General features: G+C 64.9%; 5 protein-coding genes. 3 read left to right on the plus strand and 2 right to left on the minus strand.

The window, feature by feature from the left end; translation table 11 throughout:
- The first annotated feature begins 19 nt into the window (after nt 1-19).
- Together LZC95_03150 and LZC95_03155 are read left to right on the plus strand one after the other, a co-directional pair.
- Nucleotides 20-1,159, plus strand: a complete 1,140-nt coding sequence (locus LZC95_03150) for an MBL fold metallo-hydrolase (protein ID WXA95836.1) — start codon at nt 20-22, stop codon at nt 1,157-1,159.
- 242 nt (nt 1,160-1,401) lie between these two features.
- Nucleotides 1,402-5,343, plus strand: coding sequence for a protein kinase (locus LZC95_03155; GenBank protein ID WXA95837.1), 3,942 nt, complete (start codon nt 1,402-1,404; stop codon nt 5,341-5,343).
- Here the strand turns inward: LZC95_03155 and LZC95_03160 are convergent.
- Nucleotides 5,334-6,500 carry an outer membrane protein transport protein gene (locus LZC95_03160; protein ID WXA95838.1) on the minus strand — a complete coding sequence of 389 codons (1,167 nt, stop codon included), beginning with the start codon at nt 6,498-6,500 and terminating at the stop codon, nt 5,334-5,336. The genes LZC95_03155 and LZC95_03160 overlap by 10 nt on opposite strands.
- Before the next feature lie 31 nt (nt 6,501-6,531).
- The gene (locus LZC95_03165; protein ID WXA95839.1) at nt 6,532-8,262 is read right to left on the minus strand and encodes an FAD-binding protein; all 1,731 of its coding nucleotides are present in this window, start codon (nt 8,260-8,262) and stop codon (nt 6,532-6,534) included.
- A 223-nt stretch (nt 8,263-8,485) separates the two neighbouring features.
- On the opposite strand from LZC95_03165, the gene LZC95_03170 reads away from it, so the two are divergent.
- Entirely contained in the window at nt 8,486-12,445 is a 3,960-nt protein-coding gene (locus LZC95_03170; protein ID WXA95840.1) for a protein kinase, read from the plus strand.
- Nucleotides 12,446-12,453: the final 8 nt, after the last annotated feature.

Consider the following 12,453-nt stretch of genomic DNA (forward strand, 5'->3'; position numbering starts at 1 on the left):
GACTCTTTTTATCGCTGCCATGGTGGCCCTCGCGTGCATCGCGTTGACCCATTGCGCAGCTTTTGGTGCCCGCCCGACCGGCGAGCGGCTCGCACGCGCCATGCGCTCACCGCAATGGCACCATGGTCGATTCGAGAATCCCCAAGCCTCGTGGACCGATCTCACGGCCAGCTATCTGCGATTGTTCGCCCGCTCGGAGCCGGACACGCAGCCCAGCGTGCCTCTCGAGACTGTGTCGCCGGCATTCGACACGCCGCCCGCATCGGGGCTCGCGGTGACCTGGTTCGGGCACTCGTCGGCGCTGTTGGAAATCGATGGCGTGAACGTGCTCGTCGATCCGCTATGGAGTGCGCGCGCGTCGCCCATCGGATGGCTCGGTCCATCGCGGTGGTTCATTCCGCCGGCCAAGTTGGACGCTCTTCCGGTGGATGCCGTCGTCATTTCGCATGACCACTACGACCATCTCGATTACGGCTCCATCCTGACCCTGAAAGGCACGCGCGCCCGCTTCGTCGTGCCCCTTGGGGTCGGTGCCCACCTCGAGCATTGGGGAATTCCCCGCGAGCGCATCACCGAGCTCGATTGGTGGGAGTCCACCCGTATCGGCGGCCTCGACGTCGTGGCCACGCCTGCCCGTCATGCGTCGGGGCGGGGTTTGTCCAAGAGCAATCGCACGCTCTGGGCCGGCTTTGCCTTCATTGGTTCGAAGCATCGCGCCTGGTACTCGGGCGATACCGGTTTTCACGACGATTTGGCACGCATCGGCGAGCGCTTTGGCCCGTTCGATGTGACGCTCATCGAGTCGGGACAATACGATGCCAATTGGCCCGACGCGCACCTCGGCCCCGAGCTCGCCGTGGAAGCCCACCGCCGGGTGCGCGGCACCGCGCTTCTTCCCGTGCATTGGGGCGCGTTGCAACTTGCCCCGCACCCATGGACGGAGCCCATCGAGCGCGTGCTCGTTGCGGCCGCATGCCACGACGTCGAAGTGCTGGCCCTACGCCCCGGCGAACGCGTGGAGCCCACAGAGCACCCGCCGCTCGAGCGCTGGTGGCCGAACGCCGCATGGCGTCCCGCAAGCAAGGCGCCGGTGCTCGGCACCAAGAACGGCAATGCCGCCGAGCGCATCGCGCTGCCACCCTGCACGCGCTCGGGGTGAGGCTTCTTCGATGATCGAATGCAACCGGCCGTTGCCGCACGAGTGCGGCGGTTTTGCAGTTCTGGTTTGATCGGATTTGATCGAGACTCGAGCAAACACGACGTTTGATTCCAACCGCGTTGCTCGACCGCGCGCCAGGTTGCGTGGACCCAGTGGCCTATGTAGTCTGAACTACATCGATGGGTAAGGGGGTCATGGGGCGTGCGGAACTCGCTCCCAGCACGGTTTTCGCGGACCGGTTCATGCTGGATAGTGTCGCCGGTAGTGGGGGGATGGGGGTCGTCTACCGTGCGCGCGATCGGAAGCGCGATGGTGCAACGGTCGCACTCAAAGTGCTGCACATCTTCGAAGGCCACCGGTACTTCCAGGAGCGATTCGCGCGCGAAGCGTACATGCTCTCGGAGCTTCGCCATCCCGGCATCGTCGCGTACATCGATCACGGCATCACGCCGCAGGGACAGCCATTCCTCGTCATGGAGTGGCTCGATGGCGAGGACCTTGGCGATTATCTCCACCACCACAACCTCACCTTGGGCGAAACGGTCAAGCTGTTTTGCGGCATCGCCGATGCGCTCTCGGCTGCGCATCGTCGCGGGTTCGTTCATCGCGATCTCAAGCCGGAGAACATCTTTCTCCGCGACGGCTGCCCGGATTCGCCAACCTTGCTCGACTTCGGGGCGGCACGGCTCGTTGCATCCGATCTGACGGCCGCCGGCATCGCCGTCGGTACACCTCTGTACATGGCGCCGGAGCAAGCGCGCGGGGCGCGGGACGTCGGTCCCAGCGTCGACGTGTTCGCCCTCGGATGCGTGATGTACAAGTGCCTCACGGGTCGCACCCCCGTGGCGAACGGGCACCCCACGGTGGTCCTCGCGAGCATCCTGCTCAACGAGTTTCCGCCCCTGCGGTCGCTTCGCCCGGCGACGCCGGAAAAAGTGGATCTCTTGCTCGAGCGCATGCTCTCCAAAGAGCCGTCGCGCCGGCCAAAAGACGCGCACGCGCTGCTCCAGGAATTGCTCGCACTGGGCTCTCTCTTGGACGAGCCGGCGCCTCGCAAATCGCGGTCCGGATCGCACCGGATCCCGCTCGCCGACGAACTGCAGCTCGTTAGCGTCATCTTCGTGGTCGAGGAGAAGCCCAGCGAAGCCCCGGTCATCGAAGACGACCCCATGCTCGAAGCACCCGCCCGCCGCGCCCAACGGCAGGCCCTCGGCGACGCCGTGCACACGCTCTTCGGGGCTCGGGTGGAGATCCTGCGCGACGGATCCCTGGTCGCGACCCTCGCTCAAACCGAGCACATGACCGCCAACGATCAAGCCGTGCAAGCGGCCCGCTGCGCGCTTTTTCTCCGCGAGCAGCTGGGGGCGCCCCCACCGCGGCGGCGCATCCTCATTACGACCGGCCGAAGTCTGGTCGAGGGCAAACACGCGCCCAGCGTCGAAATGTTCAGCTGCGCCAGCACGCTGCTCAATCGATCCAATGGGCCTCTGCGAATCGACCCGAGCGAAGGTGCTACCGACATCCGGCTCGACGAGATGACCGCGCACCTCCTCGATGCGCGATTCGACATGCACTCGGATTCGGGGTTCTTCGTCTTGGACGCGGAGCGAACGTCCGACGAGGCGCGTCCGCTGCTCGGCAGACCGACCCCCTGCGTCGGCCGCGACCGGGAGCTCACGCAGCTCCAGTTGCTTTTCGACGAGTGCTGCGAAGAATCGGTGGCGCGTGTGGCGGTGGTGATCGCGCCGCCCGGCATCGGCAAGTCGCGCCTGCGCCACGAGTTCGTCCGGTACGCGCGACGGGACCAAGCCAACGTCGTCTGGTTCGGGCGAACCGATCCAACGCGGGCGGGTACGCCGTATGGCCTGCTCGCCGATGCCATATCGCGCCTCATCGACATGCGCGAAGGCGAGGACCTGGTGGCGCGGCAAGACAAGCTCCGCACGCGCGCTTGGCGCAACGTGCCCGCACACCAAGCGGAGTTCGTGACCGAATTTCTGGGCGAGCTTTGCGGCATCCCGTTCCCTTCGGACAAAAGCCCGACGCTCCGGCTCGCGCGCACCGATCCGCGCACCATGGTCGCGCAAGTGACGGCCGCGTTCGTCTCTTTCTTGAAGGCCGAATGCGAAGTCCACCCCGTGCTGATCGTCCTCGAAGATCTGCATTGGGGTGACGGCCTCACGGTGCGGGTCATCGATGCCGCGTTGCGCGACTGCCGGGACAAGCCGGTCATGGTTCTCGCGCTGGCGAGGCCGGAGGTCGAGGACCTCTATCCGAAATTCTGGAACGAGCGCAAACGGCAAGATCTCTACCTCGACGGGTTGAGCAAACGGGCGAGCGTGGAGCTCATCACGCGGGTCCTCGGACCGGACGTTCCGCCCCATGTCGTCACGCGAATCGCCGAACAAGCCGCCGGCAATGCGCTCTTTTTGGAGGAGTTGATTCGCTTCGTTGCGGAAAATCGCTCCGATGTCATGCCCGATACCGTGCTGGCGATGCTCCAGGCCCGATTGCAGGGCCTGACCCCGGAATTGCGAAGGGTGCTCCGGGCCGCGAGCGTTTATGGCACCACGTTTTGGCGTGGCGGTGTCCTCGCCCTGCTGGGCAACGATCGGGTCTCCGCGGCCAACATCGATGAATGGCTGGACGAGCTGCTCCAACGCGAGCTCATTGCCCAGAGCCACACGAGCCATCTGCTGGGTGATACCGAATATGCCTTTCGCCACGCCCTGGTGCGCGAGGCGGCGCACAGCCTGCTGACCAACGAGGACCGCGCGGCGGGGCATCGCGCTGCAGCCGCGTTCCTCGAATCGATGGGCGAACGCGAACCGCACGTCTTGGCCGAGCATTACGCGTTCGCCAACGATCTGGCGCAAGCTGCAGGGCTTTACGCGCTTGCGGCCAAGAAGGCTCTCGACTTCGGGAATCTCCGAGAGGCCGTCCACCTCGCGGAGTACGGAATCGAGTGCAGCCCGCAGGGCGCCCTTCTGGGAATCCTTCTTGGCATCGAGGGGAGAGCGCGCATGTGGGAATGCGATTACGTAAACGCCTACGCGTGCGTCTCCGAAGCGCTCACGCTACTGCGCCGCGGTAGCGCCCATTGGTGCTACGCCGTGGGAACGACGATCACGGCGGTGGGAGCGCCGCTCAATCGATACGACGAGATGATTGCCTGGGGCAACGCCCTGCGTGTGATGGATCCCGAGCCCGGCACCAGCGCCCTTTATATGGAAGCGTTGCGCCTGGTGGCGGCCATGCTGACCTTCCTCGGGCGCCGGACGCAGGCCGAGACCTACTTGGCACGAATGGACGAAGTCACCGGCACGACCGACAACGTCTTGGTCCGAGGTCTGCGCGAGTATTCGCACGCCCACGTAGGCTGGTTTCTTTCCCGCGATCCCTGGGCCGCATCGCTCGCCGTCGCGCGCGCCGAGGAACTGCTCGAAATGGCGAATTGCCGGCGCAGTCTCACGTTCACGCGGATTTACCGCGGTGCCGTGCTTGCGCATTTGGGAAGCGTCGACACGCGCGAACAACAGTTCCGAACCGCCCTCAGCGACGCTCTGCAAGATGGTGACCGCTGGACGAGCGGTGTGGCCACGACCATGTTGGCCATGACCCTGGTCGACAAAGAAACCCCCGAAGCCATCGCCGAAGCCGAGCAAATGGCACGAAGCTTCGCGGCCGATGACCACGCCGGCGATCAAGACCTCAAGGGTTTCGCGAATGCGATCCTTGCCCGGATTCTCCTGGACCGCGGTGAGCTCGATTCGGCGGAGCGGCACGTCTTGAAGTCGCTTCGCATGCTGACGTACCTGGTCGTGACCTATCCTTACGCCGAGGCTGCGCGCGTGACGATCTTGGTGCGCCAGGAAAAGTTCGCCGAGGCGCGCGATTATGCCGAGGAAGCTCTGGCTCGCCTCGAGCAGCGCGGGGGCGGTGGATTCAGCGAGGTACGCCTGCGATTTGCGGCGTTCCAGGCGTACGAAGCGGCAGGCGATCCCGAGGCGGCTGGGATCCTCGAAGGCACCCTCGAACAGATTGCCATTCGCGCCGCGGCCATCGACGACCCGGACGCGCGAACGCGATTTCTCTCGAAGAATGGCGTCAATCGACGCGTGCTCGAGGAAGCGCGCAAGCGCCTGCCGCAAGAGAGGCTCGATTCGTTCCCCTGTTATCTATGATACGTGACGGAGAACGAAAGGATCATCGCGTGAAGTTGGTAATCCCCCGGGGTTACGCTCGGATTGTCGCGATTGGCGTCGATGTGTGCGCTCGCAAGGCTGTACAAGGCGCCGAGGTCGAGGTCCACGCGTTCGAAGCGTAACCCCGCCCCCAAGTGAATCGAGTGCAGCCACCCCGGGGGCGTGGCGAAGAAGCTCGGCCTGCTCGACGGCACGGCGGATTGTGTCGCGGAGTAACCCGCCCGCAGCGCGATCCTGCGCTCCGGCGTCACTTCCACGCCTGCCCCGGCGCCAAGAGCATTGTTCCAATCGAGCGGATAAACCGATTCGACGGGCCCGAACGGCGTCTGCACCGTCGTCTTGATCGACTTGCTCGAGTCGGAATAGAGCGAATACCTCAAGGACAGGGCCAAAAGTACCTTCTTGGATGGGGTATACGAAGCACCCAATTTGAATCGATGGGGCGAATTGAACTCCGATTCCGTGTCCATCGCCCCCGTGGGGAAATGCGCATCCGTCGTGCCACTCAGCGTGGTGTCGATGCGCGAACGATAGCTGAATCCAAAATGGAGCGACTCGATGGGACGATAGTAGATTCCCGCATGCACGCCGAGCCAATTCCACCCATCGTACGAGTAGTCCGTGGAGGGCTGCCCCGGCGCCGCGGGCTGATGCCCCGTCTGCGTCGTATACGTCATGCGGTATCCAAGCCCCACGGAAAGGCCGTCGGCCACACGAACGGACACGGAGGGCGCAACTTCGATTTGGGCGAGTGTGGCTCGTACTTCCTCGTGATCGGTCGTGTCGGAATATTTGGCTCCTGAGCCGATGGTCGGAAAAACGCCCGCGCCGACCACGATTCGGTCCGTGAGCCGATACGCCGCGCCGACCAGAAAGACCGGGTAAACCTTGCCGGCGCTATCGACCGACGTGTTGGGACCATCGAGCGGTGTCGTCAACACCGCGCGAAGCGGAGATATCGTGAAGGTGCCAGCAAAGGTTCGAACACCGTCCAGGGTCGCTGGATTGAGGGCGACGGACGCTCCGCTTTCGATGTAGCTCACCCCCGTGCCCGCCAGCGCCATCGAGCGCGCATCCAGTCCGCCTATTTCCGTCGTCGCGCGTGCCTCGCGGGTCGAAAGGACCACGCCCAACACGGTGAGCGGGAATATCAACCTCGCAACGCGATCAACGGAATAGCGTATCGAGGAATGCATTGCTGAAGATCCGGTTTGGATCGTACGCACCAAGAATCGCGACCGCGGTATCCCAATCGTCCCCCTTGGCTTGCCCCGCGCGGAAGGAGTCGGGGATGGTCCTCGTGAGCGTCGTTCTATCGGACCAACCGGACGCGGGGCTGAAGCCCCACCCTTTGGGCCAATTCGGGCGGACGGTGGCATAGTGGCCCGAATAATTCGACCATATCCATCGTTCCAAATCGGAGTAGAACTCGTCGGCGTGCGGCATCGCCGGGATGCTCTGGATATCGAACCAGACGCAGGTATCCCACTCCGGGTGATCCGGGCGCGGCCGGCAACTCGACAGCAGCGGTGACTGCGCCGCGGGCATCTGAACTTCGTGCGCATGGTCGAGCCCCGTCACCCGGATTTCGATGGGCCCGGCCATGGGGAATTGACCTTTCGCCTGGTAAGCGGCAATGCGCCGCCTGTACTCCTCGTAGAATTCCCAGACGACGCGCTGTACGTTGCTCCGCGCGGTGAGGACGGCATATCCGGCGGCGCCGACTCGCAATGTGCTCGGCTTGACGTAGAGCAGCACGTCTTTCGACCATCCCCAGATGTCCCGTGCGCCGGTGACGGTCAATCCGGTTGCGGCCAGCACCATGAAGAGGTTCATCAGAATCGGCGTAAGTCCAGCGTTGCCTGCGGTGATGCCCTCGATAAGGTCCGATACCCGTTCGTCGAGCATATTGGCAAATGGGTAATTGTACGGAGCGCGCACCTCGCGCGATAGCGAAGGCTTGTTCGGCGCCAGCGACCAGACCTTGATCCACGGTGAGGCGGTGAAGGGGAACCAGATGACCTCGACCCGGCCTGCCTGCTCCACCAGCGCGGCCAGCGAATGCGGCCCGGCGGATGCGGGCGGCGCAAACACCGTACCGACGGGGATATCGACCCAGCTTTCGCAGCGGACGCGCGCGTTGCTCGCCACCTGCAGGGTCACTTCGGTGACGAAGGTCCGTCCGAGGTGAACCAGAAATGCGCGCATGTCGGGATGATCCCGCCCGAACGTGCGCAACACGTATTGCTTCTGCGCATCGTCCCAGACGACGGCCGTGAGCGACAGAATCGCATTCGAGAGCGAGCCATAGCCCACGCCCGGAACCAGCGCTTCACCCCGCGCGCGAATCGCCGCGCCGTGAGCGCCGACCGCCAGAACGCCGCCCACGGTGAGATCGCCGGCCGATGGGATCGCCGCGAAGCCGAGCCCGCGTGCCTCGAGCTGTTCGAGCAGTCGGTCCATCGTGGTTCCCGCGCCCGCCGTCACCGTCTTCACGGCACCTGCCGTGTTCACGCGGACCTCCGTGAGGTGCACCGTCGTATCGACGAGAACCGTCTTGGCCACGTCCGCATGGTTCGGGAGAAGGAGCGGCGACCAATTGTGCCCCATCCCTTTGGCACGGAGCCGGTACCCATTCTGGTGGGCCCAATTGACGATGGTCACGACGTCCGTGGCGTCGGCCGGAGCGCACGTCCACACGCGCTCGACGAAGATTTGCCCCGACCAATTTTCGAAGGCCCGCTGATAGAGCGGAATGGATCGCGGAAAACCCGGGGGCACCGCGAGCGTGGACTGTGCGCTGGCGGCGGGAATGCGGAACAGCGAGGCCCATCCGAGGGTGCCTGCCGTGATCCCCGCGGTTGCCGAGAGAAAGCGCCGTCGAGACTTGGACTTCACGCCTCGCCCCTCGATGCTTCAGACTCATCGATGGCCAGTGACACTGCCATTCCGGTCCTTGGATGATGCGCTTGTACGCAGTGGGTCGTCGGCAGCGCAACGATGGCCGCGGGCCTAGACGGTAGGTAGGCGGCCGGCTGCCACAAGCGGCGACGCTCCGCGTCCAGCACGGCTTCACATGCTAGGATCGCGTCGTGTGAGCGCCGTGTAACTTGGGAATGCCATGAGCCACTCGGAATTCGCTCCGAAAATGGTCTTCGCGGATCGGTTCACGGTCGAGAGCGTGGCCGGGCGAGGCGCCATGGGCGTGGTGTATTGCGCGCGCGATGGGCGTCGCGACGGTGCGAAAGTTGCGCTCAAAGTTCTTCGCACGGTGGGGCAGCGTCAGCAATTTCGGGAACGATTTTCGCGTGAGGCGTACATGCTGTCGGAGCTCCGGCATCCCGGCATCGTGGCGTACGTCGACCATGGCGTTACCCCCGCAGGCGAGCCGTTTCTCGCCATGGAGTGGCTCGAAGGGGAAGATCTCGGGCAACGCCTCGACCACGGCGGTCTCACGTTGGTCGAGACCGTGCGCCTGTTTCATGCCGTGGCGGATGCTCTTTCCGCGGCCCACCGGCGCGGGTTCGTGCACCGTGACCTCAAGCCGGAAAACATCTTTCTGCGCGATGGCCGTCCCGATGTGCCCATCCTGGTCGACTTCGGGGTGGGACGCGTTCCCGCCTCGGAGCTGACGGCTGCGGGTGTTGCCATCGGTACGCCTCTGTACATGGCGCCCGAGCAGGCACGCGGCGAGCAAGACATCGGACCGAGCGCGGATGTCTTCGCGCTGGGGTGCGTGATGTACAAGTGCCTCATCGGGCGAACGCCGTTTCCCGACGAAGGGCATCCCACCGTCTTGTTGGCCCGCATCCTGCGAGGCGATGTTCCGCAATTGCGCGCCCTCCGGCCGACCATGCCGGCGACCCTGGACGTCCTCCTGCAGCGGATGCTCGCCAAAGAGCCCTCGCGGCGGCCCAAGGATGCCACGGCGCTTCTCGAGGAACTGCAAGCGCTGGGATCGTTTTCGGACGAGCCGGCGCCCGAGAGAATCGTGCGCGTTGCCGCGCCCCTGTCCATCGAGCAGCAGCTCGTCAGCGTCATCTTGGTCGTCGAGGAGGTGGTGCAGCAAGAGGTGCACGAGATGCAGGAAGTCCCGGTCCGATGGGACTTGAGGGCGCGGCGCCAGGGCCTTGCCGATGCGCTTCGGGGACGCTTCGACGCGTCGGTCGAGATTCTGCTCGACGGTTCGATGATTGTGACCTTGGCGCAAACGGAGCGCATGACGGCCACCGATCAGGCCGCGCAGGCTGCGCGGTGTGCCCTCTATCTGCGCGAGAATCTGGCCTCCGGCAGCTCGGGGGAACGCATCGCCATCACGACGGGCCGCGGCGTCGTCTCGGAAGAGCAGCTCCCGAGCGGCGAGGTCTTCGATCGCGCCAACGGATTGCTCCATCGCGAGACGACGAAGTTTCAGTTGGACTCCGGCGACACCTCACCCGGCATCTTGCTCGATGACATGACGGCGCACCTCTTGGATTCGCGCTTTCAATTGAGACAAACGGACGCCGGTGTCTTCGTCCTGGATTCGGAGCTAGGCATCGACGAAGCGCGTCCTCTGCTCGGCAAGCCCACGCCGTGCGTCGGTCGCGAGCGCGAACTGACCGCGCTGCAGTTGCTTCTCGATGACTGCTGCGAAGAATCCCTGGCCCGGCTCGCCGTGGTGATCGCGGCACCCGGAATCGGCAAATCGCGGTTGCGCCACGAGTTCTTGCGCCGCATCCAGCACGACAACGTGCACGGGGTCGACGTCTGGTTCGGGCGGGGCGACCCGACCCGCGCGGGAGCCCCGTACGATTTGCTCACCGATGCATTGCGACGCCTCATCGACGTGCGCGATGGCGAAGCCCTCGCCGAGCAGCAGCGCAAGCTCGCCGAGCGCGTGCGATGGCACGTGCCGCCCGAAGATGCGCAATTCGTCACGGAGTTTCTCGGGGAGCTTTGCGGCATTCCATTCGATTCGGACACGAGCCCGAAGCTCCTGCTCGCGCGCGCGGATCCGCGCGCGATGGTCGCCCAGATCATGGGCGCATTCATCTGCTTTCTGCGTGCGGAATGCGACGCCCATCCGGTGCTCATCGTCCTCGAAGATCTGCATTGGAGTGACGCGCTCACCGTGCGCGTGATCGATGCGTCGCTGCGGGATTGCCACGACAAGCGCGTGATGCTTCTCGCGCTGGCCAGACCCGAGGTCAAAGAGCTGTATCCGAAGCTGTGGGCCGAGCGAAAGCGCCGTGACTTCGTGCTCGACGGCTTGAGCAAGCGCGCCAGCGAGCAGCTCGTCACCCGAGCCCTCGGCCCCGACGTCGCACCGGAAACGGTGGCGAGAATCGTCGAGCAGGCGGGGGGCAACGCGCTCTTTCTCGAGGAGTTGATCCGCTTCGTCGTCGAGAACCAATCCGACAGCATGCCCGACACCGTGCTGGCGATGATCCAGGCGAGGCTGCAGCGCCTCGAGCCCGAAGTGCGGCGCGTGCTTCGCGCGGCATGCGTCTATGGCACTACCTTCTGGCGTGGTGGTGTTCTCGCCTTGCTGGGCAATTCGGTTTCCGCCGCCAGCCTCGACGAGCGGCTGGAGGAGCTCGTCCATCGCGAGCTCATCACGCAGAACAGCACCACGCGGCTGCTCGGCGACACCGAATATGCCTTTCGCCATGCGCTGGTGCGCGAGGCTGCACATGGCCTTTTGACCGACGAGGATCGGGAAGCAGGGCATCGCGCGGCGGCGGCGTTCCTCCAATCCATGGGCGAGCGCGATCCGTCCGTTTTGGCCGAGCACTACGCGCTGGGCAACGAGATGGAGGAAGCGGCCAAGCTTTACGCGCGTGCGGCCCGCAAAGCCGCGGATTTTGCCAGTCTTCGCGAGGCGACCCAGCTCGCGGAACGAGGCATTGCCTGCGGTGCGAAGGGGGAGCTCCTGGCCCTTTTGCGCAGTGCCCTGGCGCGTGCGCTCCTCTTCGAGTGCGATTTCGCAAAAGCGTACGTGCACAGCTCCCAAGCCCTCCCGCTCTTGCGCCGCGGGAGCGACGACTGGTGTTACACGGTGGGAACGATGACCGCGGCCGCGCCAACGCAAGGCCGATTCGACGCCCTGGTCCACTGGGGCAACATGCTCCGGGAGACCGATCCCGATCTTTCCGCCATCGGGGTCTATTTCGAATCGCTGCTGGTCCTGGTCGGCATGATGACGTGGTTGGGGCGGCCCACGTACGTCGAGACGTATTTGGCTCGCGTCGACGAGTTGAGCGTCATGACCGACAACGTCTTTGCGCGGGCCGTATCGGAGTACGCGCACGCCACCGCGTGCTGGTACCTTTCCCGCGATCCGTGGACCGTCGCGACGGCTGCTGCCCGCGCGGAAGCGATTTTCGCGCCCATTGGCTACCGGCGTGTTCTCTCCCAAGTTCGCGCATCGATGGGGGCCGCGCTCACCCATATGGGAAGCCTTGGCGAAGGAGAGGAAAAGCTGCGAATCGCGCGCGCCGATGCCCTCGTCGACGGCGACCGCATCACCACCGGCATGGCAACGACCGAGCTGGCCATGGCCCTCGTCGACAAGGAAGATGCCAACGCAAGCGATGAGGCCGAACAGATGCTCCGGAGCTACCTGTCCGACGAGCAGGCCGGCGACGTCGGCCTGCGCGGTCTTGCGCTGGCCATCCTCGCGCAGATTTTCCTCGACCGCGGCGATCTCGAGTCGGCGGAACGGCACGCCCGAAGCGCGCTCGATCTGATGACGCTTTTCATCGTCGTTCGCCCGTACCCGGATGCCGTGTTGGTGAAGATCTTGCTGCGAGCCGGCCGGCTCGCCGAAGCGCGCGAGCACGCGGACGCGGCGTTGGCGCACCTCGATCAGCTTGGTGGTGGAGGTTTCGCCGAGGTTCGACTGCAGTTCGCGGCCTTCGAAGCGCACGCCGCCTCGGGCGATGCTTCGGCAAACGGAATTCTCGAAGGCGCGGTCGAACAGGTCCGGATTCGTGCCGATGCCATCCCCGATCCGGACGTGCGGATGGGGTATCTCGCGAACAATGCGACCAGCCGCCGCGTCCTCGAAGAAGCGCGCAAGCGGCTGCCCAAATCGTGACCCCGCCC

Source organism: Sorangiineae bacterium MSr12523, from assembly GCA_037157775.1.
GTDB classification, from domain to species: domain Bacteria; phylum Myxococcota_A; class Polyangia; order Polyangiales; family Polyangiaceae; genus Pendulispora; species Pendulispora brunnea.

What these genes read in the sequence shown, in the direction of transcription:
- LZC95_03150 (WXA95836.1), top strand. Translation starts at nt 20, where the DNA reads ATGGTGGCCCTCGCGTGCATCGCGTTGACCCATTGCGCAGCTTTTGGT.
- LZC95_03155 (WXA95837.1), top strand. Translation starts at nt 1,402, where the DNA reads ATGCTGGATAGTGTCGCCGGTAGTGGGGGGATGGGGGTCGTCTACCGT.
- LZC95_03170 (WXA95840.1), top strand. Translation starts at nt 8,486, where the DNA reads ATGAGCCACTCGGAATTCGCTCCGAAAATGGTCTTCGCGGATCGGTTC.